This is a genomic window from Paenibacillus sp. HWE-109, assembly GCF_022163125.1.
GTDB lineage: Bacteria > Bacillota > Bacilli > Paenibacillales > NBRC-103111 > Paenibacillus_E.
In genome coordinates this window covers 5,727,612-5,753,413 of record NZ_CP091881.1, presented here as the reverse complement: position 1 = coordinate 5,753,413, position 25,802 = coordinate 5,727,612, and the positions used below count along the sequence as shown (strand labels likewise).

At 48.1% G+C, this 25,802-nt stretch carries 18 protein-coding genes and 2 riboswitches; of the genes, 11 read left to right on the top strand and 7 right to left on the bottom strand.

Annotated features, from left to right (window positions below):
- Positions 1–416 precede the first annotated feature (416 nt).
- The 4 genes from LOZ80_RS24480 to gcvT form a co-directional block, all read right to left on the bottom strand.
- Complete coding sequence (locus LOZ80_RS24480; protein ID WP_238167130.1) at positions 417–2,660, bottom strand: helix-turn-helix domain-containing protein; 2,244 nt, start codon at positions 2,658–2,660, stop codon at positions 417–419.
- 167 nt (positions 2,661–2,827) lie between these two features.
- The gene (gene gcvPB / locus LOZ80_RS24475; protein ID WP_283214699.1) at positions 2,828–4,309 is read right to left on the bottom strand and encodes an aminomethyl-transferring glycine dehydrogenase subunit GcvPB; all 1,482 of its coding nucleotides are present in this window, start codon (positions 4,307–4,309) and stop codon (positions 2,828–2,830) included.
- Positions 4,306–5,664 (bottom strand): aminomethyl-transferring glycine dehydrogenase subunit GcvPA, encoded by a 1,359-nt coding sequence (gene gcvPA, locus LOZ80_RS24470; RefSeq protein ID WP_238167129.1) that lies wholly within the window; start codon positions 5,662–5,664, stop codon positions 4,306–4,308. The genes gcvPB and gcvPA overlap by 4 nt, the downstream gene beginning before the upstream one ends.
- A gap of 36 nt (positions 5,665–5,700) precedes the next feature.
- Positions 5,701–6,792, bottom strand: a complete 1,092-nt coding sequence (gene gcvT, locus LOZ80_RS24465) for a glycine cleavage system aminomethyltransferase GcvT (protein WP_238167128.1) — start codon at positions 6,790–6,792, stop codon at positions 5,701–5,703.
- Positions 6,793–6,903: 111 nt separating this feature from the next.
- Positions 6,904–7,009, bottom strand: a riboswitch (glycine riboswitch).
- A gap of 3 nt (positions 7,010–7,012) precedes the next feature.
- Positions 7,013–7,109, bottom strand: a riboswitch (glycine riboswitch).
- 153 nt (positions 7,110–7,262) lie between these two features.
- On the opposite strand from gcvT, the gene gcvH reads away from it, so the two are divergent.
- The 5 genes from gcvH (at position 7,263) to LOZ80_RS24440 (ending at position 13,107) form a co-directional block, all read left to right on the top strand.
- Positions 7,263–7,652: a glycine cleavage system protein GcvH gene (gene gcvH / locus LOZ80_RS24460; protein WP_189016543.1), complete on the top strand. Its 390-nt coding sequence runs from the start codon at positions 7,263–7,265 to the stop codon at positions 7,650–7,652.
- A 245-nt stretch (positions 7,653–7,897) separates the two neighbouring features.
- On the top strand, positions 7,898–9,820 hold the full coding sequence (locus tag LOZ80_RS24455) for a serine hydrolase domain-containing protein (RefSeq protein ID WP_238167127.1): 1,923 nt from the start codon (positions 7,898–7,900) through the stop codon (positions 9,818–9,820).
- Between the two features lie 57 nt (positions 9,821–9,877).
- Positions 9,878–10,552 (top strand): response regulator transcription factor, encoded by a 675-nt coding sequence (locus LOZ80_RS24450; protein WP_238167126.1) that lies wholly within the window; start codon positions 9,878–9,880, stop codon positions 10,550–10,552.
- A complete protein-coding gene (locus tag LOZ80_RS24445) occupies positions 10,549–11,904 on the top strand; it encodes a sensor histidine kinase (protein ID WP_238167125.1) in 1,356 nt (451 codons plus the stop codon). The genes LOZ80_RS24450 and LOZ80_RS24445 overlap by 4 nt, the downstream gene beginning before the upstream one ends.
- Before the next feature lie 15 nt (positions 11,905–11,919).
- Positions 11,920–13,107, top strand: coding sequence for a DUF418 domain-containing protein (locus tag LOZ80_RS24440; protein ID WP_238167124.1), 1,188 nt, complete (start codon positions 11,920–11,922; stop codon positions 13,105–13,107).
- Between the two features lie 474 nt (positions 13,108–13,581).
- Here the strand turns inward: LOZ80_RS24440 and LOZ80_RS24435 are convergent, their stop codons facing one another.
- Positions 13,582–13,836 carry a hypothetical protein gene (locus tag LOZ80_RS24435; RefSeq protein ID WP_238167123.1) on the bottom strand — a complete coding sequence of 85 codons (255 nt, stop codon included), beginning with the start codon at positions 13,834–13,836 and terminating at the stop codon, positions 13,582–13,584.
- Between the two features lie 627 nt (positions 13,837–14,463).
- Here LOZ80_RS24435 and LOZ80_RS24430 point away from each other — a divergent pair.
- Positions 14,464–15,135 carry a DUF2238 domain-containing protein gene (locus LOZ80_RS24430; protein WP_238167122.1) on the top strand — a complete coding sequence of 224 codons (672 nt, stop codon included), beginning with the start codon at positions 14,464–14,466 and terminating at the stop codon, positions 15,133–15,135.
- On the opposite strand, the gene LOZ80_RS24425 is transcribed toward LOZ80_RS24430, so the two are convergent.
- Positions 15,132–16,265, bottom strand: coding sequence for a PepSY-associated TM helix domain-containing protein (locus tag LOZ80_RS24425; protein WP_238167121.1), 1,134 nt, complete (start codon positions 16,263–16,265; stop codon positions 15,132–15,134). The two genes, LOZ80_RS24430 and LOZ80_RS24425, sit on opposite strands and share 4 nt — an antisense overlap.
- Before the next feature lie 363 nt (positions 16,266–16,628).
- Between LOZ80_RS24425 and LOZ80_RS24420 the strand changes: the two genes are divergently transcribed.
- Both LOZ80_RS24420 and LOZ80_RS24415 read left to right on the top strand, forming a co-directional pair.
- Positions 16,629–18,794: a CBM96 family carbohydrate-binding protein gene (locus LOZ80_RS24420; RefSeq protein ID WP_238167120.1), complete on the top strand. Its 2,166-nt coding sequence runs from the start codon at positions 16,629–16,631 to the stop codon at positions 18,792–18,794.
- An 88-nt stretch (positions 18,795–18,882) separates the two neighbouring features.
- The gene (locus tag LOZ80_RS24415; protein WP_238167119.1) at positions 18,883–19,833 is read left to right on the top strand and encodes a peptidyl-prolyl cis-trans isomerase; all 951 of its coding nucleotides are present in this window, start codon (positions 18,883–18,885) and stop codon (positions 19,831–19,833) included.
- Here the strand turns inward: LOZ80_RS24415 and LOZ80_RS24410 are convergent.
- The gene (locus LOZ80_RS24410; protein WP_238167118.1) at positions 19,820–20,557 is read right to left on the bottom strand and encodes a spermidine synthase; all 738 of its coding nucleotides are present in this window, start codon (positions 20,555–20,557) and stop codon (positions 19,820–19,822) included. The genes LOZ80_RS24415 and LOZ80_RS24410 overlap by 14 nt on opposite strands.
- Before the next feature lie 236 nt (positions 20,558–20,793).
- Here LOZ80_RS24410 and LOZ80_RS24405 point away from each other — a divergent pair, with 236 nt between their 5' ends.
- The 3 genes from LOZ80_RS24405 to LOZ80_RS24395 all read left to right on the top strand — a co-directional run bounded on the left by LOZ80_RS24405 (position 20,794) and on the right by LOZ80_RS24395 (position 25,793).
- Complete coding sequence (locus tag LOZ80_RS24405; protein WP_238167117.1) at positions 20,794–22,614, top strand: sensor histidine kinase; 1,821 nt, start codon at positions 20,794–20,796, stop codon at positions 22,612–22,614.
- Positions 22,598–24,223 carry a response regulator gene (locus LOZ80_RS24400; protein ID WP_238167116.1) on the top strand — a complete coding sequence of 542 codons (1,626 nt, stop codon included), beginning with the start codon at positions 22,598–22,600 and terminating at the stop codon, positions 24,221–24,223. The genes LOZ80_RS24405 and LOZ80_RS24400 overlap by 17 nt, the downstream gene beginning before the upstream one ends.
- A 175-nt stretch (positions 24,224–24,398) precedes the next feature.
- Complete coding sequence (locus LOZ80_RS24395) at positions 24,399–25,793, top strand: ABC transporter substrate-binding protein (RefSeq protein WP_238167115.1); 1,395 nt, start codon at positions 24,399–24,401, stop codon at positions 25,791–25,793.
- Positions 25,794–25,802 lie beyond the last annotated feature (9 nt).

The following is a 25,802-nucleotide window of genomic DNA, read 5'->3' as shown; positions in this document are numbered from 1 at the left end:
CAATATACAAGATTCAGTGCATAAACTCTTTTAATAAACCCGCGCCGCATAAGGGATTGGGGGATTTTCGGAGCTGAGCAATGAGCAATAATTAACGATAAGCTTTTCTTGGAATATAAGAATTTATATGTTCTGGAGTGAATGAGCAGTTGCCCGGGCTGCTCGCGCGGAGGGAACTACAGTGCGCTATTCTAGCAAAAAGCGTGATTATTGTGAGGTTGAGGGAACTACAGTCCGCTATTTTGCTGTTTTCTGGGAAATTCAGCTCTTTTGGTGGAAATAAGACCCTATAGTTCCGCTATTGCCCTAGCAACCCTGCTATTTGCCAAAATAGCGACCTCTAGTTCCCTTAACAGATTTTGTCGCTACTTAGAGGCTGATCTCTCAGGGCGGCAAAGCCGTTTTTCTCAGAAGTGTCACTCATCTCTGCGATATTCGCCGGGCGTCATGCCGGTATATTTTTTGAAAGCGCGAATAAAGGAGATCGCATGTGTGTAGCCAACCTGAATACCGATGTCCTGAACGGAGATCCGGCTGACCTCCAACAGTTTTTTGGCATGCTCCATGCGAATTTTGATGAGGTGATCGACGAATTTTTCCCCGAACTCCTCTTTGAAGGCACGGCTTACTTGTGAAGCATGCAGCTGGAATCGTTCGCTTAATGAATTAAGCGATAACCCAGGATCTGAGAGGTGGGCTTCCATGTAGGACCGGACTTGCTTCATCAAGGCATGGGTGCTGCGGACTTCCCGCAAAGCAGCCATTTTCTCAGCTGCTCCTTCCAGCAAAGTCAGCCATACAGCGTACACTTCTTCAAGCGTATCGAACTGCTCGATGGCGTCGTTTAATGGAGGCAGTGTTTCTGCCTTCCACATACTTTGCAGCTCAGCCGATAGCTCAGCGATTTCGCGGTGCAGGTGATACACCATGTAGTTCATCAAGTTGCGAATCTCGTCGTAGGAGAATAAACCGATTTTGAGTTCGGTAAAGATCTGCTCAAGCAGCGTTTTCCATTCCTTCTCTCCCAGGCGAAAGGCTTGGGCCAGCGATTTGACGAGGGGCAAATGCGCATACATCTCTCTGTCCCGGGAGCTTTCAGTTTCCCAATAGAAGCTGACTCGATTGGTGCCTAACGAGGACTTGAATCGCAGGACGTGGACTGCCGCATCATAGGATTGCGCGAGTTCTTGCAGATCTTCAACCACCTGACCAACGCCGATCGTGACGCGAAAGATCAGATGCTGTTCAACCCACGAGCGCACGTCTTCACTCAGATCGGCAACGAGTTTCTCGCTCTTTCTCAGCTCCATTCGGGTAAACACAATGACACTCAGCCGATGAGCTGCGGTCCATTCCGCCCATAGGGTGAGGCCCAACAGTTCGGCGGTCTCATAGACGACGCGAATCAAAACAAATTTAAGCAAATCTTGATCCTTCTGTGAGAACATGCGGCATACTTCCATATATTTATCGAGCTCAATAACGACGGTTGTCATCCGTTCATAAGTGGATGGCAGCTGCAATCGGGCCATTTCGGCCTGCCATTCCTCGGTTTGAATAACGCGATTGCCCTCGAGCCATTCTTTGAAAAAGTGACGCCGCCGGAAAATGACATCCTCCTCATGCTGTTTCTCATAGCGGCTCGATTGTTCCATTAAATTGCCGAGGGCCCAATCGATATACTGGAACTCATCCTGCTTCTTGTTTTCTTGACCTATGGAATTGAACTCGGAGTGCGTCTGGATGCGGGCCATAATCAGCTCCATCGGTTTGTAATTGCGGTTCGTCACATAGGTGATCCACACACCTCCAACGACAACCATAAACAGGCCTAAGCCAATCCAAATATAGGAAAATACCGAAGTGAAGGTATATAAATGCTCATCATTTAATCCGCTGCGATATTCCCAGTTCGTATAATCCGACTGAATCCGCGTTAGCTCAGAGCCTCTTTTCTTGAAGTCAGTTTGGCCAATATAGTTTCCGGAGGCCATTAATTGCTTGCCTTCAGCGTCATAAATATCGATAAAGCTCACATTGGAGGCGGACATGTCTCCAACCATGCGGACAATCGCGTCCATGCTGATATTGACGGTAACGAGACCTTTTTTCCCGGATAAGAGCGGATATTTGCGGACTAGTGAAATGACAGCTTTGCGCTGATCCATTTCGGCAAATTCTTTGTAGATGCGCTGATTCGTCAGCTGGTAAAGCGAAGGACTTTGCATCATGGCTTCAATAAATGGTTTGTCCCCGAAACGTTCAGCTTTCATCATGGTGTTAGGGCTAAGAACGACTTGATCGGAAGCGCGGTAGAAATAAACAGAGTCAATAAATTTGTTGTAATTCATCATTCCCACGATCATCTCAGTCACTTCATAAGCAGAGAAATACGGATTTCCCGCAAAGGTATTGCCGAAAAACTGTTCGATCCGCTCATCGGTCTGAATTTCCTTAATTACATATTCATCCACGGTCTTCAAGGCGTAATCGATGGATTGCATGACGTGCAGCGCATAGGTATGATTGGCTTTCTCGGCTTCTTTTCTGGACAACTGACTGATGGACAGAATGATTAGCACAATCAGCAGGGACGTAATCATAAAAAAAACGGGCAAATAAGAGAATAGAAGACGGTAATACCATCGTCGTTTGGTCATTTCATCGCTCCTTAGTGGCCAGGCAACTGCTTAATGAATGGTCTTGTCCAAGGTTTGTTCCCCGTCGTACGTTATATGCGGGCGATCCAAGGATCATGTCGCAGGAATGAGAAAGCCCGCCTCATCGCTGAATAAGCGGAAGAGGCGGGCAAGTGTGAAGTAAGGGACTATCCGCAAGTACAGTTAAGAACGGGTTTGCGCGCGGCGAGTGCTTCGTCCATTCGGCTGACTACGGTGGTGTATGGGGCATTTTTGACCAATTCCGGATTTTCTTCGGCTTCTTTGGAGATGGCAATCATCGTATCGATAAATTCATCCAACGTCTGTTTGCTTTCCGTTTCTGTTGGCTCAATCATGATGCATTCTTCCACGCTGAGCGGGAAATAAATGGTTGGCGGGTGATAGCCAAAGTCGAGCAAGCGCTTGGCAATATCAAGCGTGCGGACACCCAGTTTCTTCTGCCTGTTGCCGGAAAGCACGAATTCATGCTTGCAGAAACGGGGATGAGGCACATCGAAATACGGTGTTAACCGGGCAAGCATGTAGTTGGCATTGAGCACGGCGTATTCGGAAACTTTGCGCAAGCCTTCAGGACCAAGTGTGCGGATGTACGTATACGCTCGGACAAGAATGCCGAAGTTGCCGTAATAACCTTTGACGCGTCCGATCGTTTGCGGATAATTGTAATCGAAATAGAAGCTGCCATCTTCGCGTTTGGCGACCAGCGGCGTTGGAAGGAAAGGGATCAGCTTTTCTTTGACACCGACGGGGCCAGCGCCAGGACCGCCTCCCCCGTGCGGTGTGCTCATCGTTTTGTGCAAGTTGAGATGCACCACATCGAAGCCCATGTCGCCTGGTCGCGTGATGCCCATAATCGCGTTGGCATTGGCTCCGTCGTAATAGAGGAGTCCGCCGGCGGCGTGGACGATCTCAGCAATTTCGACGATTTGTTCTTCGAACAAGCCGAGTGTGTTCGGATTCGTGAGCATGAGCGCTGCGGTATCTGGGCCAACTGCACGACGCAGCTCATCGAGGTTGACGAGGCCGCGGTCGTTCGACTTGATCGTGACCGTTTCGAAGCCGGCGACTGTAGCGCTGGCCGGATTGGTGCCATGGGCAGAGTCAGGGCAGATGACTTTGGTTCTTTGCTCGCCGCGGCTTTCATGGTAGGAACGAATCATCATGAGTCCAGTCCACTCGCCATGAGCGCCAGCCGCAGGCTGAAGGGTTACGCGATCCATGCCGGTGAGGGCTTCAAGATCATGTTGGAGATTGTAGAGCAGCTCCAGTGCGCCTTGCAGTGACTCTTCGGGCTGGTACGGATGTATTTTGGCGAAGCCTGGGAAGCGGGCGACGTCCTCATTAATTTTGGGGTTGTATTTCATCGTACACGAGCCGAGCGGATAGAAACCGTTATCGACACCGAAGTTGCGGCGGGAAAGGGCGGTGTAGTGACGGATTACGTCTACTTCGTACACTTCCGGAAGGTCTGGAGCCAGCTTGCGCATGAATTTCGCAGGCAGCGCTTCATCGAAGTTCAGCTCTGGCACGTCAGATTCCGGCAAGGCATAGGCGACACGGCCGGGATGGCTCATTTCGAAAATGAGCGCTTTGCCGTCGGCTTTCACATTCACGTTGTTTTCGCTCATACGAGTTCCTCCAATACGGTGGCGAAGGCGTCGATATCTTCGCGCGTTCTTTGCTCGGTAACGGCAATCAACATATGGCCGGCCAGTTCGGGATAGTCGCGGCCGAGGTCGTAGCCGCCGATGATGTTATGCTGCAGGAGCTTGCTGTTCAGCTCCTGGACGTTCGTGCCGTCCGGCAATTGGACGGCGAATTCATTGAAGTAGCTGCCGGTGAATGGCAGCTTGAATTTGCTTGACGCGGTGAGGCGATTCGCCGCGTAATGGGCTTTCTGGACGTTGAGCTTGCCGACGTCCTGAATGCCCTGCTTGCCCATCGTGGACAAGTACACAGATGCGCAGAGCGCGAGAAGCGCTTGGTTGGAGCAGATATTCGACGTGGCTTTCTCACGTCGGATGTGCTGCTCCCGCGCTTGCAGCGTGAGCACGAAGCCGCGCTTGCCGGCGCGGTCCACGGTTTGGCCCACGATGCGCCCCGGCATGCGGCGCATCAAGGCTTCGGCGACGGCGAAGTAGCCGCACGTCGGCCCGCCCAGCGAAGCTGGGATGCCGAGCGGCTGGCAGTCGCCGACGACGATGTCAGCGCCGAGCTTGCCCGGCGCTTCCAGCAGCCCGAGCGTGAGCGGATTCGCGCTCACGACGAGCAGCGCGCCCGCGCCGTGCGCGAGGGGCTCCACGGCCGCGATATCCTCCAAGCAGCCGAAGAAATTCGGCGATTGGAGGATGACCGCGGCGGCCTTGTCGCCCTTGAGCTTGGAAGTGAGGTCATCGAGGTCCGTCACGCCCTCCGGCGTGAGTGAGATCTCGACCACTTCCAGGTTCAGCCCGCGGGCGGTCGTGCTAAGAATCGCGCGCGCCTCCGGGTGTACAGCGCGGGAGACAAGCAGCCGGCTTCGCTTCGTTGCGCCGCTGGCAAGAGCGCCGGCTTCGGCCAGCGCCGTCGCACCGTCGTACATCGAGGCGTTCGCCACGGCCATGCCGGTAAGCTCGCAGATGTACGACTGAAATTCGAAAATCGCCTGCAGCTCGCCCTGGCTGATTTCCGGTTGGTAAGGCGTATACGCGGTGTAGAACTCCGAGCGTGAGATGACGTGATTGATCACCACCGGAAGGTGATGATCGTAGATGCCAGCGCCGAGGAAGCTGGCATAGCGGTCAAAGTCGGCGTTGCGACCCGCCAAGCCGCGCATGTAGCGCAGCAGGCCTTGCTCATCGAGCGCCTTGGAGACGTTCAGTTCACCCTGAAAGCGAACCTGTTGAGGAATATCCTGAAACATCTCTTCCAGGGAGGAGATGCCGATGGTGTCCAGCATTTCTTTCTGATCCTGCTCAGTAATCGGTAAGTAACGGTGTTTCATGACGTGAAGGCTCCTCTCGCATGTCGTTTGGTCTGCCTATGATTTTCTTTTATAAAAAGGGGTGGCAACGACGTTGGCCTTCACCTGAACCCCTCTGATTTCAACTGTTAGCTCGCTGCCCAAAGCGCTGTAAGCGGAGTCGATTAACGCCAGCCCCACATTCGTTTTGAACGTTGGGGATTGTGTGCCAGTCGTGATTTCGCCGATCTGCTTGCCATCCGCATAAACGGGATAATGAGGACGCGGAATACCGCGTTCGATCATTTCGATGCCGACTAGCTTGCGGGGAGTTCCGTTTGCCTTTTGTCCTGCGATCACCTCACGGCCGATGAAATCACCTTTATCCAGCTTGACGAAAAAAGAGAGTCCGGCTTCCAGCGGCGTAATGTCCTGTGACAACTCTTGCCCATAAAGCGGCAGCCGCGCCTCAAAACGCAGCGTGTCACGCGCTCCTAAACCTGCTGGGACAAGGCTATGTTCCTGCCCTGCTGCAAGAAGGAGCTTCCATAGCGCCACAGCATCCTTTTGATCAATATAAAGCTCAAATCCATCCTCGCCCGTATAGCCTGTGCGCGATATGAGCGCCTTAATTCCCTTGACGTCTGCCTCAGGCAGGAAGCGGAACGTTTTCAAGGTTTGAATAGGGGCATCTGTCACTTTGGCCAAAATGTGCTCGGCATGGGGTCCTTGCAGTGCGAGCATGGCGGTTTCGTCCGAGATATTGGCTAGTTCTACCTGGCCACTGAGATTCTGCTGCATCCAAGCGAGATCCTTGTCGATGTTGGACGCATTGATGACAAGCATGTAGTCGTTATCACTCACCTTGTATACGAGCAGATCGTCTACAACACCGCCGCTGGGATAGCACATGAGGCTGTATTGGCACTGGCCTGCTTCAAGCTTCGAGGCGTCGTTCGTCGTAATGCGTTGTATAAAAGCAAGGGCGTCCTCCCCGCTCACGTTGACTTCGCCCATATGGGACACATCAAAAAGTCCGGCTTGCTGCCTGACGGCATCGTGCTCTTTTTGAATCCCGGCGAACTGCACAGGCAGCTCCCAGCCGCCGAAATCAATGACTCTCGCTCCATGCTCCGCATAAATCGGGAAGAGCGGTGTTCGTTTTAGCATGCTCGCAACCTCACCTTCGTTCCACATTTTGTATACTGTTTATGTTGCCCGAAACATTGTCATGGGCATGCAAAAAAGAGCAAAAAGTATGCAACACAAACATACCTTTTGCCCTGTCCTTTTTACCTGAGAGTTGCCTCGAGCGAACTAACGTTCGTCAAGTTTCCCCTTGGGTGTCCGATTCCCCGCCAATTGCGGTGACCGAAGCTCTCCAGAGTTGCGTCCGATACAGGTCCTTTTGCCTGAGAGATTCACCACTTCGGGCTTACTCCTTCGGCGCCGCGTACTTGCGTTGCGGTCTCTCCCTATACCATCATTCGCCAATATTTAATTACTTTATTATTTGCCCAAGTTGGTGGGAATTGTCAACTGCAACTTTTAAGAACATATTTTGGAATCCCGCCTTGACTTTGATGTTCCGCTTAGATTAAGCTAAAAGCAAAATTTGCGGGTAAGCGAGGCGTTAATCGATGAGTGAAGTACAAGCCAATTTGTTATACACCAAAGACCATGAGTGGGTAGAGAAGCTGTCGGATACGGTTGTACGTGTGGGCATTACCGATTTTGCCCAAGATCAATTGGGTGATATTGTGTTTGTGGAACTTCCTAAAGTCGGAACAGCTATTACCGCGAACGAAAGCATCGGGAGTGTGGAATCCGTCAAAACGGTTTCAGATATTTTTTCTCCCATTTCAGGCAAAGTGACGGCTGTGAACAGTGCGTTGGAAGGTTCACCTGAACTCGTGAACAGTGCGTCTTTCAGCGAAGGTTGGATGGTTGAAGTGGAAGTATCGGGCGCTGATGCCTTGGAAGGGTTGCTTACAGCAGACGAATACGCGTCGTACATTGGCAATGACTAGAATCTTCCAACTGGAAAATCTCCTGTTAAATTGAGTATTTCAGCGTGGAAAGTGGTTTTCCTGTTATTCGTCACACATAGATACAAAACAATAGCGAGGCTGCTCACCAGGTGTTCAACTGGTGAAGCAGCCTCTTGTTCTTTTTAAAGAACAATGGGTTCACTCTGCGTTCACATAAATTTGATATGATTTCTCCAGAAAGTCATGACTTCGTTATCAAAAATAGGAAAAATGTTGGAGGTTCTATGAACTCATTGTCGATGAAGAAGATCTCTCGCAAAATGCTGATATGGATGCTGCTGATTGTTGGGGTAGGGACTAGTTTTATGGGGACTCAGGCATCGACGGCGGCAGATTTGAACGATGATGTCCAGTTAACGGCATTTATTGACGGTATTATGAAAGCGAATATGGATAATTTCAAAATCCCAGGCACGGTCGTCTCGATCGTCAAGGATGGGAAGATCATGCTGGCTAAGGGGTACGGACACGCTAACCTGGAAGAAGGCACGCAGGTTAACCCTGAGACCAGCCTGTTTCGGATTGCTTCAACAACGAAGCTGTTTACATGGACCGCGGTCATGCAACTGGTCGAGCAGGGGAAGATCGATCTTAATACCGATGTCAATACGTATTTAAAAACTGTGAAATTACCATCCACCTATTCGCAGCCAGTTACCATGCATCATCTCATGACCCATACGGCCGGATTTGAAGAAGGGGGCGTTGGTTATCAAATCACGACCGATCCTGGGAAACTGCCGGTATCGATTTCGGAAACGCTTGCCAAGCATATGCCAGCGCTTGTTCGGCCACCGGGCGAGATGATGTCCTATTCCAACTATGGAGCCGCGCTGGCAGGACTCATTGTCGAGGAAGTTAGCGGTATGCCTTACAATGATTACATTCAGACCCATATCTTTGATCTGCTCCAAATGAAATATGCTACTGTGCAGGAGCCTATCCCAGTGTCTTTAGAGCCCTATGCCATGCTCGGCTATGCGCGAGAAAACGGCAAATTCGTAACCAAGCCGCCTACTTTCGAAGGGGGTTTCCGACCTGCAGGATCAGCGGCTGTTTCGGCGATCGATATGGCCCATTTCATGATTGCCCATCTACAGGATGGACGTTATGCAGGCAAACAAATGCTAAAGCCCGAAACGCTCAGATTGATGCAATCACCTGCCTTTCAGTTTGATGAGCGCTTGCCAGGTATGGACCTTGGCTTCATTGAACGGAGAATGAATGGATTGCGGGTTATTTCTCACGGAGGCGCCGACACACTGTTCACGACGGAGTTTTATCTTGTCCCTGATCAGAAAATCGGGATTTTCGTATCCTCTAGCGGGGGCGATGGCGGAGCGTCAGCATCAGGGTTGGCGAAAGCTTTTTTTGATCGCTATTATCCAGCTCAAGCTGTCAAACTGCCGCCAGTGTCAGCCGAACTTGAGAAGGATGTGCAGAAGTATGCCGGTTCCTATCAATTCACGCGTCGAAACCATAGTGATATCGATAAGATTTTCAGCTTCATGTCGCAGATTAGCATTGGAGTGACAGATAACCGACTCTCCATTGGGAGCGGAACAGAGCAGCAAGTATTCGCTCCGATTGGACCGAATTTATTCCAGGATGTCGAAAGCGCACACCAAATCGGATTCCGTACAGATGCTTCTGGCAAAGTCACCCATCTGCTGCTTGATATTCTTCCTGAAATGCCGCTCGAACCGACGCCACTGCTCGATCGTTCGAAGTTCTGGTTTCTCTTGCTCGGCATCTCGGTTGTTCTGTTCATCAGCGTATTACTGGGGTCAGCCTACCGCAGGCGTGACATTAAAGCGATGCCGAAATGGCAAAAATGGGCGATTCGCTTGTCTATGGCTACCGCCGTTTGGGCGCTGGCGACTTTAATAGCCACCTTCCTTGTGGTGTTGAATATGGATTTGCTGGACCGGCTTAGCCGCATTACGCAGCAGTTAAATCTGTATTTATTCATGCCCATCATCCTGGTCGGATTGACGGTGGCGATGGTAGCTTTTGCAGTCATGGCATGGAAAGGCAGCTACTGGACGGCGCTCAAGCGCGTGCATTACACGCTCGTTGCATTAGCATCAGTGGTTATGAGTTTATTTTACTATCATTGGAATCTACTCGGGTGGCAGTTTGGTTGATGCCGCCTTCCGCCCATAAGGGACTAATTCGAAAGAAATTGGAGATGTGAAGGCGCCATGGCCAAAATTTTAATCGCCGATGACGATGTTTATATTCGCGAGCTGATGACTTTATTCTTGCAGAATGAAGGATTTGAAATCTTGGAGGCAAAAGACGGTGTTGAAGCATTGGCGATTATGGAGGAAACTCGGATAGATCTGGTGATCCTCGACATCATGATGCCTCAATTAGACGGTTGGGAGCTGTGCAGGGAGATTAGGCGCATTGATGTGAACATTCCGCTCTTGATGGTTACGGTCAAGGGCGAGTCAGGGCAGAAAGTAAAAGGATTTCAGCTTGGCACCGACGATTATTTAACGAAGCCGTTCGATCCGCTGGAGCTTGTGATGAGAGTAAAAGCGCTGCTGAAAAGATATATGATTGTGTCTTCACAAACGGCACAATTAGGCGGCATTACGCTGAATCGCCGCAATTTCCAAGTGATTCGGGGCGACGAGATTTTTACCCTGCCGTTAAAAGAATTCGAGCTGCTGTTCAAGCTGGCTAATCAACCTGGGCAAATTTTTACCCGGGAGCAGTTGATCACTCAGATCTGGGGAATGAATTATGAAGGCGATGACCGCACCGTGGATGTTCACATTAAACGGCTCAGGGAACGATTTGCCAACGATTCGCATCATTTTCAAATTGAAACTGCCCGCAGTCTGGGGTATCGGCTAGTAATAACATGATGATTAAAACTTTATATGTCCGGGTCATTTGCACCTTTTTGGCCGTCATTATTTTCAGCTTGCTGTCTGCTTCCTATATTGGCTATTTTCTATTCAAAAAAGAAATCAACCATGCCGGACAAGAGGATATGATTGCGGTAGGCGAAGAAATTATACGTCTCTATGAGCAGACTAAACCCGATGACCGGGAAGCATTCCTGCAGCGTATGGTCAAAGTATCTTCTTATCCAATCCATATGTATGAAGATACCGACAAAGTTACGTACTATGACTTAAACCATACGAATAGCGTTGAAATAGCGCCGGAAGCGGTGCGTTATGTGCTGAATGGAGAGGTGTATCGTTCTCCTGGCAACGTTAGTCAGACGTTCATCGGGCTTCCTTTCTCATTCGCAGGGAAGTCGCACGCCATGTTCATGCAGTTTTCTCCACAGAACGAAAATATGATCAATCGGATGGTCTTTTTCGTCCTCATTCTCGTTTTACTGATTGGGAGTCTATGCATCTTGGTAGCAGCCAGATATTTGGTGAAACCTCTCCAAGTCTTGACGCAAGCGACCAAACGTCTAGCGAGAGGCGATTTCGACGTTGAAATAAAAACGAAACGCATGGACGAAATGGGCGCTCTGACGCAAAGCTTTAACGAGATGGCAAGTGCGCTTAAAAAGGTGGAGCAGATGAGGCAGGATTTCGTTTCGAACGTTTCTCACGAAATTCAAACACCGTTAACGTCGATTTCCGGATTCGCTACGGCTATGAAGAACAGCAGCTTGGTAGCGGAAAGTCATCGCAATCATTATCTGGACATCATTATCGCGGAGAGCGGGCGGCTATCCAGACTTAGCGATAATTTGCTGAAACTTGCATCCCTGGATTCGGAGCATCATCCATTCGACGCAACTACGTATCATCTCGACGAGCAAATCAGGCAAATCGTGGTCACTTGCGAGCCCCAATGGTTGGCCAAAGATATGATCATCGATTTAGACATGGACGTTGCTCTCAAAATAAAAGCAGACCGCGATCAACTGAATCAAGTATGGATGAATATACTCGGCAACAGTATCAAATTTACGCCTGCAGGCGGGCATATCCAAGTTTGTATTACCCATGCTGCGGATGAAATTGTCGTGGCCATTTCCGATTCGGGGATTGGCATAGCGCGGGAGCAACTCGAGCATGTCTTCGAGCGCTTCTATAAAACAGATCCATCGCGAAACCGCAGCATTGGCGGCAATGGTCTGGGGCTTGCGATTGCGAAGAAAATTGTAACTCTTCATCATGGCACTATCACAATGAACAGCCAGGTTGGCCAAGGGACGACGGTAGTTGTTCAACTGCCTTTAAGGTAAATGGGGGGGATTGAAATGGCTGGACAACCGAATAGATTGTCTATCATTGACAGTATGCGGGGTTTTAGCTTGCTGGGAATTTTGCTGGCGAATATGCTTATTTTTCAATATGGCATATGGGGTAAAGATGAGATGGCGGTCTATTCCTTATCGCAAGTGGACTCGATTACGAAAACGCTTTTACATATTTTTGTAGAGGGCAGTTTTATGCCGATTTTCACATTTTTATTTGGTTTTGGCATGATCAACATGCAGGAAAGCCTTGCAGCCAAAGGATTAAAGCCAAAAAGATATTTGGGGCGGCGGTTTCTGCTGTTGCTTGCATTTGGTATTGCACATGGCACTTATTTATGGGAAGGCGATATACTGGTGTTCTATGGTGGTATGGGACTCTTTCTGCTGCTTTTTATGAACCGTAAAGCCAAGACGCTGCTGATTGTGGGAGCCTTGCTGCTGGGGTTATTCGGCCTGCTTGGGTTAGCTCCTGAAAGCACGAATCATTTGTCTACGATGGAAGACAAAATCCGCATGGAAACTTATGTCAAGGATACGTTCACCATTTATGGAACAGGCACCTATGAAGAAATTAAACATCACCGAAATACCGCGGATCCGCTCGGATTAAATGAATACTTGATTATTACCATGATGCTGTTCGCTCCTCTTATGACAGCGCCACTGTTTATATTCGGTATGTATGCGGCCAAGAAACAATGGTTCCGAGAGCCGGATAACGTACGTGCCGTTTATTTGAAAAGAATGCTGATTTTTCTGCCCATTGGCGTGTTGCTGAAAGTAGCGAAAACTGTGTTTCCTGACTATGGCTGGAGCGAAATGGGCGAGATGATTGGATCGAATCTGTTGTCGCTTGGCTATATTTTCGCTTTTGCGCTATGTTATGTGTCAGCTAAATCTTCCCCTTGGCTGTTGCGCTTCGAAGCGGTCGGCAAGTTGTCGCTGACGAATTATCTGCTGCAATCTGTGATAGGAACAACGATTTTTTATGGCTATGGTCTTGGCTGGTTCGGTAAAATGGGTGTGGTTGCAGGTTGCGGACTTGCTTTGATTATTTATCTCGGTCAACTTTTTATCAGTCGGTGGTACCTGACACATTTTACTTTTGGACCGGTGGAACGCGTGCTCCGGATGTGGACTTATTTATCTTTCAACGGGAAGGCAAATGGGGTTCGTTACGAAAAATAAGACACCTAAAAGTGCTTATTTGTCCCCCATTTATCCCCGTGCGCAAAAATGCAGGAAACCTAGCCGCAGGCTAGGTTTTTTGCATTGGTGTCCACCACAGATTTCTTGGCTTTGGAGGTTTTCGCTCCAAAAGGTGATCATTTGCCGATCCGCTGATTAGGCGTGCTTTTCTCATGCGGTAAGGTTGTTTTTCAACCTTACGGGGTTGGATCTGGCTGATGCCGCAGCTTTAACGCTGTATTTCAGCGTTAACTGCACCGATTCGCTGATTAGGCATGTTTTTCTCATGCGGTAAGGTTGTTTTTCAACCTTACGGGGTTGGATCTGGCTGATGCCGCAGCTTTAACGCTGTATTTCAGCGTTAACTGCACCGGTTCGCTGATTAGGCATGCTTTTCACATGCGGTAAGGTTGTTTTTCAACCTTACCGGGTTGGAGCTGGCTGATGCCGCAGCTTTAACGCTGTATTTCAGCGTTAACTGCGCCGCTTCACTGATTTGGCATGCTTTTCACATGCGGTAAGGTTGTTTTTCAACCTTACGGGGTTGGATCTGGCTGATGCCGCAGCTTTAACCCTGTATTTCAGCATTAACTGCACCGCTTCACTGATTAGGCATGCTTTTCTCATGCGGTAAGGTTGTTTTTCAACCTTACGGGGTTGGAACTGGCTGATGCCGCAGCTGTAACGCTGTATTTCAGCGTTAACTGCACCGGTTCGCTGATTAGGCATGCTTTTCTCATGCGGTAAGGTTGTTTTTCAACCTTACGGGGTTGGAACTGGCGGATGCCGCAGCTTTAAAGCTGTATTTCAGCGTTAACTGCGCCGCTTCGCTGATTTGGCATGTTCTTCTCATACGGTAAGGTTGTTTTTCAACCTTACGGGGTTGTAGCTGGCTGATACCGCAGGGGCTTGTTTCTCCTCAAGGTACCTTGACTAGGTAGCCTAGCCGCTTTGTTTTGGAGGTCTTCGCTCGCAAAGAACATCTAATGAACTGTCTAATGCTTATAGACGAGAAATTGGCTACTTTGGAGATTTAATGAACGGAGTTGGCGCTACCTGCCACTTTATTGGCTGAATGGTAATCATTTGGTTGAAATAGAGCATCTGGCATTCATTAGATTTTCAGAATGAGCGATTATGATCGAATAGAGGGTATGGAGTTCGTTAGGAGGCTTTGTATTCCGCAGGTATTCCTCTTGGTATTCCTCTTGGTATTCCTCTTGGTATTCCGCTGGTACTCCCGCTTGCTACTCCTCAAGGTACCTTGACTAACCCGACTGGCTTTGCCTATCCGCAGGCTAGTTTTTTTATTGAGTAAGCGATAATATACTGTTTAAAGAGGAAACATAATGTGTAATGTCCAGTATTAATCCAACACTTCTGGAGTTAAGGCAGGTGAGTGTCATGCAAATAAAGAAACGCACAGATAGAGGGAATGATCTTTTCGAGCTGGCTATGTATGTAGTTGCAGCCATATGCTTGGTTTTCTTTTTAATAAAAGGCGAGACTGCCAAAGTTATGGAAGCGGCACTGATTATCGGGGTACTGCTGTTAATAAGAATCGTGGTCAAAATTACGAAGACCCCTATGTTCGCGGCGCTAAGATTCTCGATATTGCTATTTATTTGTATTACGATGATTCTAGCAAATGAACTGGGGTTCTATGGTGTTATACCTTACCTGGATAAATTCGAGCATCTGTTCTCAGGTGTTATTTTATGCTTTGTTGGTTTGCTGATTTACAAGAAGGCGAATGACAGAGAAACAAAGAAGACGCATAATGCCCATGTGGCTATATGGTTGAGTTTGTTTTTTTCCATAGCGATGGCCGGAGTATGGGAGATTTATGAATTTACAACGGATCATTTATTAGGACTCAATTCGCAAAATGGCAGCTTGATCGATACGATGACGGATATCATTTGCGGAACGTCGGGGGCTATAGCAACAAGCTTATACTTGGCTGTGAAAGCCAAGCATAAGAAAATGCCGCTATTGGATGATTCGCGGAGCCAAGATAACAACTAAGCGGCAGCAGCGGATCCAGCTGCCGATTTGTTGCGGCTGCGTTTGCGCGCGTTGGCTTTGATGCGCCAGATGAAAAGTCCAGTAATCATCAGCGCAAGCGGGGTCATTCCGAAGAAAAAGCTGATGATTCGCAGCGGTTCGCCGCCCCAAGTAGCGAAGTGGAGGCCTTTCCTCCAGCTATTATACAAATTAATTGCCAGATTGGGGTCAGTTTTGTACAAAACTGAACCTGTGGATGCGTCCATATAAAGGGTACTATTGCTGCTGCCGTTGCCGCTAAGGCCTTCTTTTAAACCGATTTGATAAGATTGACCGGCTTTCTGAGGAAGTTGAATTTTGATGACTTCACTTTTGGGATAAGTGTCTTTCACAATTTTCTCAACTTGGTCCAATGGAAGTACTGCGGCATCTTTTGATTTGCTTTGCAAGGCAGTCGCAGGGATTTCTTCTTTGGCTTTGAAACCTACCCAGTTCGGGATGGATTTCTCGAAGGCATTGACGGTGCCGGTTAAAGCTAACACAAGTAAAAAGGGAATGGAAATGATACCTACCGTCTTATGTAAGCTCATATTCTTTATCAATTTCCCTCGATGGAGCACGACTTTAAAGCCTGTAGCCAGTTTGCGAAGACCTGGCCACCATAAGTAAATCCCGCTTACCAACATCAGAATCAGGGCAATTCCCAAGATTCCAACAAGGGAGGCTGCTGGCACTTTGCCAATCACAGAGGTAAGCAGGAAATAACGATGAAGCTGATAGATCGTAGCGAATGGTTCAAGGCGATCAATCTGTACCTTGCCAAAAGTATCTCCAGTGCCTGGATCTGCATAGACTGTGAAGTTTTCTTTGCCGTTATTTGCTTGTGTCAAATGTACGTGATAGAACGGATCATTTTTCGGATATTCAATACGGTCGGCCACAAACCCAGGATTGGCTGCATCGGCATGCTGTTTAATCACTGCGGCACTCACTTGACCAGGTGTTTGTTCATGGTGGACAGGATGCATCCAGCTCTCGACTTCAGGCTCAATCATCAACAAGCTGCCTGTCGTACAGGTAAGGACTACAAAAAGACCTAGTGTAAGGCTAAGCAAGAGATGGATGGTTAGTACGAATTTTCTCATTCTCATTACATGGTTCCCCCAATGTTCTATATGGAATAAATCCTAGGCTATTCTCTTATTTATGATAATCATTATCACTGAGAAAGAAGCAATGATAATGATAATCATTATGAGTATCGATGTCAAGGAAGTTTACATAAGAACTTGCAACAGGTTGGCATTTGGGAAGGATGAAAGGGAATAAAAGGTTAAAAAATTCACCGAAGAGGTCAAAAAACTGCCTAGCTATCTGCTTCCTTTTCCAGCAAAATTGAATTTATCAACTAGACCGAACATAAATGTAAGCGTTTTATTATAAGTGGGAAAGGAGTCTATAAGAACTTTTTCATCTCTTGAATCATGGATGTACACAAAAGGAGGAATTGAATTATGGTTTTACGGTCAGATGTGAAACGCCCGCTATCCGTTGTACTTATTATGTTGCTGCTGCTAAGTCTGATGATGGCTTGGCTGCCGAGTCACGTCAGTGCTGCGGGCACGAGCTACTATGTTGATTCTATCAACGGAAGCGACAGCAACAGCGGAACAAGCACGAGTGCGGCTTGGCAGAGCCTAGCAAAAGTTAACAGCACAACGTTCCAACCGGGCGATCAAGTATTATTTAAGGCGGGAGGGATCTGGAACGGCCAATTGTGGCCAAAAGGTTCCGGTTCAGCAGGGCAGCCCATTGTCATTAATCAATATGGCACAGGCAGCAAGCCGATTATCAATGGGGGCGGTTCGACCTTCGCGCAAACCATTGCAAACTCCACGACGGCTTATAATACAGGCACTGTTTTTTTGCGCAACCAGCAATATTGGGAAATTAACAATTTGGAAGTGACCAACTACAATCCATCCGTGGATAATAGCTCGAATGCGAATGCGCTTTATGCAGGGATCTTCTTCGTCATTGACGCGAATGAAAGCGACCAGGTTTACAATCATATTTATATCCAAAATTGTTACATTCACGACGTCAATGGCTACAAAAATGCTGGAGCAAAGGAAAATGGAGGCATCATCGGTACGATCGTGGGTACATATACGACATCACAAGCTACGATTTCCCGGTTCAACGACGTACACATTGTGGGCAATACGATACGCAAAGTAGATCGTGTCGCGATTCGCGCAGCAGCGCACAAAACGTACACGAATGATAATTCGTTCGGAACTACGGCAACGTCTACGTATGGCGCTTGGAATACGAATTTTTACATTGCCAATAACACGATGACGGACATTGGCGGAGACGGCATTATTTTGCGGGACACCGACGCTGCGGTTGTAGAGTATAACGTGGCAACGAGCTTCGGAACGAGAATTGCCTCCTCCAATGCGATCGCCGCTATTTGGCTGGCGGTGGCCAAAAATTCTGTTTTACAGTACAACGAAGCCTACGGCGGACCTATCTCGAATCAAGATGGATGCGCTTACGATTTTGATTACTATTTGGAAAATACGACGTACCAGTACAACTACAGTCATGATAATCCGATGGGCTTCATGCTTTTAATGGGCGGCAACAAAAACGATGTGATGAGGTATAACGTCAGCCAAAATGACGGACTTATTTTCAGACATTTTGCTTCAAATGAAACGAATCCCGCCTATATGTATAACAATGTCTTTTACTACGATGGGCAATCCAATAAAATTAGCGCGGACACGACGGTGAAAACAGGATATACCTTTTATAATAATATTTTCTATAATGCAAGTGAAACGAATACGACGAACTGGAACAGCAATCTTGGCGTGAATACGTTCAGCAACAATCTGTTCTACGAAGCGAGCGGCACGCATTCGGCGAGCGAGCCTGCGGATGCCTTTAAACTGACAGCTGATCCTAAATTCCAGAATCCAGGCGGTGCCGGTATTGGTTTGGCAACGGCTGCAGCTTACCAATTGCAGACCGGATCTCCGGCTATTGCGGCAGGCAAGCTTGTCGCGAATAATGGAGGTAAGGATTACTTTGGCAATCCAGTCTCAAGCACGCTTGCACCAAATATGGGCATCTACGAAGGAACGGGCGTTGCAGGAGTTAATCCAACGGCATTCACAGCAGTGGACGACTCATTCGTTAGGGACGGCAGCTATGCGGGCACGAACCAAGCGGGTACGTCAGCGGCCACGGTTGAGGTGAAGGCCGATGCTTCTTCCTATGCGCGCGAAGGTTATTTTAAATTTAATTTTAGCGCTTATTCAGGTACGATAGGCAATGCGGTCATTACCCTGACGCCGACAGCTGCCGGCGCTGCAGGCATTCAGAATAGAGTGGAGCTGGTCGCTAACAACACGTGGACCGAGGGTGCTCTTACTTGGAATAACAAACCAACATCAACGACGGTACTAGGCAATTATACGATTACGGCAGGAACGCCGATCCAAATCAATGTTACCTCACAAGTGCAAGCTGCCATGGCAAGCGGGAAAAAAGTCTCCATTCGCGTGTACAACACGAACGCTGCGGCAAGCACGAATTTGGTCTCTTACGCTTCAAGTGAGAACAGCAATGCGGCCTTGCGTCCGACTCTGAAGATCACGCCTTAAAATGATAGGGTTGAAGTTCAGATCATTCGAACAAGGGTGTGCTCTTGACCAGCATGCCCTTGTTTGTCCATAGAAAGCAGGTGATTGTGTGAAAGTGAAGAAGCGAATCGTGCTGGTGACAAGCATCGTTCTGATTATTGGGATTGGGGGTGCTGCCTTCGGTTATGCGAGCAACAGCATGCAGGACGAAACCGCAGTTGCCCAAATCAATGGCATTCCCCTTGAATCCCGCGAATTTAAGCTTGTTAGGCAAGAACTGAGAAGTACGACGCCTCCAGAGAAGCTGCAGGAACAGACACTTCAAACGCTGGCTGCCATCAAAGTGGAACAAAGCTGGGCCAAAGAGAAAGGGCTGGTAGATGATTTGAGCTATCGGCAGGTGTTGAAGCGTTGGAACGCAGAGAATGCACGCAGGAAACAAGCGGTTCAGGAGAAGAAACCGATTTATGGGCCGATGCAATACGATGAACGCGGTTTTTATGAATATGAGCTGTCTAATCTGCGAATTCGCTTGAAGGAGGCTTTGTCCAAGGATGAGTTTAAGCTATCTGAGGAAGCGCTGAAACAGAAATATGAGGAGATCAAGGAGCAGCAATTTAAGAAGCCTGACGCTATCCGTATTCAGAAGATTGCGATATCAGATCAGGGGGGGCAAGGAAAGTCCCAAATGGCCCCGGTTATGGACAAACTGGCGAAGGGGGAAAGCTTCGCTGAGCTGGCCAGAAACTTGGCGGGGGAAGGAGGCGGTTGGGAACTTACCCTTGATGCGAGCAATCAAAAACAGGCATCAGAGGCAGCGCCAATTTTGTTGGAACATGCGCTGAAGCTCTCGCAGGGACAGCAAAGTCCGGTTTTCGAAGAAAATGGCACAATATTTGTGATTAAATGCGTGCAGCGCACCGACAACGGATTCGAGCCGTTCGATCAAGTGAAGCGGCTGGTCCAGTCCTTTTATGTAGAAGAATCTTATAAGCAAGAGTTGGAACGAAGACTGCAATCGGCAGCGATGGAAGTGATGAAGGCGCTCATTCCTGAATAACATAGCCTTGCTCAAGCGTCGTCTCTATGAAACCAGCCAGATGGCGAGCTGAATAGTCGATGGGGTTGTCTTGACCTATGAAGATCATATTGGTGACGTCTCTACCTCCATCGGTGCGCAGCAAGAACACTTTGGTATAGGCAAAAGCTTCGCGAAGCGTCGTATGAATGGCTTGTATGTACCGGTCTTGAACCCCTGTGCCGAACAAGTTCATGATGAGGGCTCCACCAGGATGAAGCTTGTCATGAGCAAGTTGGAAGAACTCCAGTGAGGTCAGATGACGCGGCGTGCCACTGGAAGTGAAGGCATCCACAATGATGCAATCATACGTGCTTGGTTGTTCACTGGCAAGCAAGTGGCGACCATCGCCAACCCGCACGTTGTCCCGGCTGTAGCCGAAGAAACGCCTGCTTAATTCCACGACCTTCTCATCAAGCTCCGCGATCACAAATCGCTTGTCCGAGAAATGGCTTGCGATGGTCCCGATGCCATGTCCAATGACAAAAATATCCTCGAAAGAGGGATGATTGACTTCCATCAGGTGAATAATAGCCCTTGGATATTCAAATAGAATACGCGCTGGATTCGTTACATCGATAGCCCCTTGAATGGCCTCATTGGAAAATTGCAGGACGCGAAAGTGCCCTTTGTCCCCATAAAGCTCGGAGGTCTCATAAACAGAAATAACATGGTTATTGCTGATTTCTTTAGCCAATAGTTGCAAGTGAATGATCTCCCGTTGTGAATGTTGTTTCTCAAGTATAGTCAATTAGGCTCGTAATTTCTATGAGAACGGATGTAATGAGGCGTGCAGCCCGGGCTGCTTGCCTCTTTGCAGTTGCAATCTTCAAAAACCTGCCCTCAGCCTGTACTTTTCCTCATGTTGAAGATGAACGTCCTGTACTATAATAAATTAGAGAAAGTCTGAGTTCCGAGAAGAGGAAAGGTCCCCACCCACCTATGAATAGACAAGCTATCTGGTCGCTAATTCCGCGCGTATTTCATTCTTTTTCTTTAAAACAAAGGATTTGGTTGACGTTTGTTGTCTTAATTACCTTAGGTCTGATGGCCACGGGAAGCATTGCTTACTTCATCGCTTCCAAAGAGATTCAGCGCAATGCGCTCCAATCCAGCCAGGATACAGTGAACCAATCCGCACAAATCGTAAATGAGCGATTGAAAAATATCGGAATCGCAGTCCGGGCGTTGATGTTCAGCGATGCCTTCAAGCAGTTGATGAAGGATGTACAGAGCAATGACAGATCGAGTTATTATAAGTCTTTGACTTCGCTGCAGTATGTCTTCTCGCAGGTGAAATTTAACGATTCGATGATTGATAGTATTCTGATTGCCACCCCGATCGGGGACTTCTACCCGACATCCAGTGTGCGGAACACGAGTAATTCCTTTTATAAATCCGAGATGTATACTCACTTCCAGTTATTGAAGCGCGGGTTCTGGAGCAAAGGCCATGTAGATACTTTTTTTACAGGCAAGCAGCGAGTCCTTTCCCTTGTGACTGAAGGTGCGGGGGAAGACTCTTTTTTGGCTTACGAATCGACGAATGTCTACGTAGTTGTTAACGTTAAGGAAGATGATCTAAGAGATCTATTCATGCAGAATCTATCCCAATCCAATAAAAAGTATTATTTCATCGACTCCCTGGGAGAAGATGTGAATTACGCTGATCGGAATAGCGAGGGGGATCGGATTCAACGTCCTGCCTTCCCGGAGCAGTTGACGGAGGAGATGAAGGGCTCGTTTTTCTATAGTAGCGCTAAGAAGGACTACTTAGTTAACTATTCGCGCCTGGAGGTCAAGGATGATTGGATGATCGTCGGCGTTCAAGCGAAGGACGAGCTGCTCTCCAAACTGAATGGAATTAAACGGGCGACGACTTACGTAATTATCGGATTTATTATTTTATCGCTGTTTATCACGAATAATTTGACCTATTTGTTGTTGAAGCCGCTATTTAGACTGCAAAAACTAATGAAGCGGGTTGAAGAGAATGATCTTTCCGTGCGTTTCGAAAGTGCCTATAAAGATGAAGTTTCCCAGGTTGGGTTCCGTTTTAATCGGATGCTGGATGAAATCAAGCAATTGATTGAGGATGTGAAGAACCGCGAGAGGGATAAGCGGAAGGCGGAAATCAAGGCTTTATCGGCGCAGATGGATCCGCATTTCTTTTATAATACGTTGAACACGATCTATTGCAAGTCTGTTTTGGGTGAGAATGAAGATGTGAATGAAATGATTTTGGCTTTATCGCAAATGTTTCAGATCAGCCTAAGCGGCGGGCGGGATTTGATTACACTTGGCGATGAACTCGATCATGTTCGTCAATATTTAGCGATTCAGCAAAGATCGTATGAGAATTTATTCGTATGCCACTTCGAAATTGAAGAGCCGCTGCTGCAGTGTTTGGTACCCAAGATTATGATTCAGCCGCTGATCGAAAATTGCATTTTACACGGATTCAAAAATATGTCTTCAGGCGGGGAAATTCGCCTAACAGCACGAAACGACGGAGAATGGCTCCATATAACCGTTGAGGATAACGGACAGGGACTCATTCCAGAGAAGCTGCTGCATGGCCTTGTACAACCAACCACATCCAAGCATGGGTATGCGCTGCGGAATATTTATACGCGGTTGCACCTTTACTATGGTGAGCGCGGGCGAATGGAGATTAGGAATAATGACTGCGGAGGCGCCTATATTGCCTTATGGCTGCCCTGTTATGAAAGTGAGGAAGATTTCCATGAATCGACTGGTTAAACTATGCGTCGTTGATGATATTCGCAGTGTTGTGGAAATGATTACATCGAAGATTCCCTGGCAGGACCACGGCATTGAAATTGTGGGCAGCGCGACGAATGGAGAGGAAGGCTTGGCGGTCATTCTCGCGAGTCAGCCAGATCTTATTTTGACCGATATTCGGATGCCAAAAATGGATGGACTTGAGATGACGCGAAGCATTCTGGAAGTGCTGCCTCATAGTAAAGTTATTATTTTGAGCGCCTATACTGATTTCGACTATGCTCAGAAGGCCATTCAATACGGGGCTTTGGATTATGTGAAAAAGCCGTTTTCCATCGATCAAATTGTGAAGGCTGTTGTGAAAGCCAAAGAAGTCTGGGAGCAAGAAAACGTAAACCGTTCTCACGTGATTGGTTTGGAAAAGAAGATCAAAGAAAGCATGCCAGCCTTGCGGCAGGAGTACTTGTCACTGCTTGTCCACCATCAAACGAATGAGGCAGAATTGACGAAATTATCGAGCTTCCTCGATATTCATGCGATGGCGCCGCCGTTTGTGGTGATGACGATCCAAATCGATCAGTTTACGGATAAATATGGTGAAGTTCCTGTGAAAGAACTGGAGCTGGCCCGGTTTTCATTGCAAAATATTGTCGAAGAAACGATCGCCTTCTATACCACGGCTGTTGTATTCCGCGAGGCTTTCAATCGCTACATTTGCATTCTGAACAGGCAGATGGATGAGTCGCCGATCACGATTGCCGATCAGTGCTGCGCCAATATTGCCAGGCATACGAAGTTCACTATATCCATCGGAATCGGATTGACCGCAGATACGGTTCAAGGTCTGCCGAAGAGCTATCAGCAGTCGCTCAGCGCACTGTCCTATCATTTCTACACAGGCGGCAATGGCGCCTTCAGCTATAATACGGATGCACAGGATCAGCCAGTGGAGTGGATTTATACGGAGGACAGCGAGAATGAGTTCCTTTTCGCGTTCCGCTCCGGCAACCGCGAGAAATGCGTGGAATGGGCGATGGACATTTTCGCGGAGATGGGCAAGACCTCCGTTCTTCCTGAACCGGGTGTTGTTGAACGACTGCTGCAAGGCCTTGTCCTGCGCATGCTGCGGGTCCTGCTGGAGAAGTTCCCGCGTGCCAGCCTAGCTGAATTCGAGTCCAAAGTGCAAGCTATCAAGAGCGACAGCGGGGCGGATTTGCACGAGTATCGCGCCTGGTTTATCGATTTGTGCGATGTCGGCTGCCGGCATATCAATCAGGAGCGGGCGAGTGAATCGCAGAAAATTATTTACCGTTCCGCGGAATATATCAAGTCGCATCTTCACGAGGATTTGACCTTGGAACACTGCGCCAAGCAGGTGAACCTGAGTTGGGGCTATTATTCCAACTTGTTCAAGAAGGTGACAGGGACTGCTTTTCAGCAGTTCGTCACGCAGGCCAAGATGGAGCGGGCCAAATCGATGCTCATTGAGGATTATCAAGTGCAGGAAATCGCGCAGCAGCTCGGTTACGAGCACAGGCGCTATTTCAGCGAGGTCTTCAAGAAACAAACCGGTCTCACGCCAACCGAATTCAAAGAAATGTCTCTGGGCAAGTCCTCACCATCATGAGGGCTTGCCTATTTTCTGCCCTCATAGGGTAGAATGTAGAAAAACCTGCCCTTGTTCATGAGTTGACCTCATTATCAGAAGGAACGAATTCTTTTACTATAAAAGTGTAGACAACAGCAGTTCCAACACACTCACATCATTTCATATCGGCGTACACAAAAAGGGAGGATTACAAATGGTAAAAAAAATCGGGACGGTCACATTAAGTGTTTTACTAGCAGGCAGTTTGGCAGCTTGCAGCAGCGGCAAAGACAATGCGGCAACAAGCCCGGCTGCATCCGCAAAGCCAACGGACGCAGCTAGTGCAGCTCCTGTTAAGAAAGATAAGACGAAGCTTGTTTACTGGACGGGTGATCGTCATGATATGGATTATATTAAAAGCGTTGTGCAGAAATTCAATGATACAAACAAAGACAACATTGAAGTTGAGATGGTCGTGAAGACCGAAGATTTCAATCAAGCGATTGACTTGGCTTTCGCTTCCGGACAAGCGCCTGATGTCCTGCGCGTGAAGGAAAATACGATTCAACCTTTTCAAGCCAAAGGATACCTCAAACCAATCGACAGCTACCTAGACGATGCGATCAAGAAGAAATTCCCAATCATTGACGACTTCAACCGTCTGGATGGGAAAATCTACAGCCTTCCGAACTATGGTTCCACGTTGCGCCTTGTTTATAATAAAGAGCTTTTCGCCAAAGCAGGTATTGCCGCTCCTCCGAAATCGTTGAAAGAAATGGTTGAGGATGCGAAGAAAATCACAGCTGTAGGCAAAGCTTCCGGCGCTTATGGATTCGCTCAAAACTTCAAAAGTCCAGAGAGTGCGCTAGGTCGTTCGGCAAGAGTGATCGCGGAAGCAAGCGGCTACGGCGGACTTGGCTTTGACTTCAAAACAGCGAAGTTTGATTTCAGCAGCTACAAAGATATTATTCAATCCTTCAAACAGATGGTGGATGACGGCAGTACCTTGCCAGGTATGGAGTCCTTGGATATTGACCCGCTGCGCGCTCAGTTTGCGGAAGGCAAAATCGGCATGTATATTTCCTTCTCCTCCGAGCCTGGTGTATACGCGAATCAGTTCCCTGCCAAAATTGAGTGGGCCGCTGCACCTGTACCGTCCATTGATGGCACTGTCAAAGGCGCTACCTCCTTCTTGGGCGGTCAATGGTTAGCGATCAGCAACACATCCAAAAATGCTGACCAAGCTTGGAAATTCATGAAGTTCATGTATGAAGATGAAGTGCTCAAAACGTATCACGAAAAAGGTTTCGGTCTTTCCATGGTGCCATCGATCTCCGCGGTTGCCAAAAAACCGGAAATCAAAGGCATTGACGGCTTCTTGCCTGCAGGCAACGACGGCACATGGCCGTTGCAGCCAACCGTAACGGTGGAAGGCATTAAATTCAATGACGCTTTCTTTAAATACATGATTAGCGGTGGGAACCTGGATCAAACGATTCAAGATTTGAATAAGCGCTACAATGATGCGCTGGACAAAGCGATTGCCAAAGGCACCGTTAAAATTCAGCCGAACCCTAACTTTGATCCAATGAAATTAATGGCCAAATAATTAGATAAC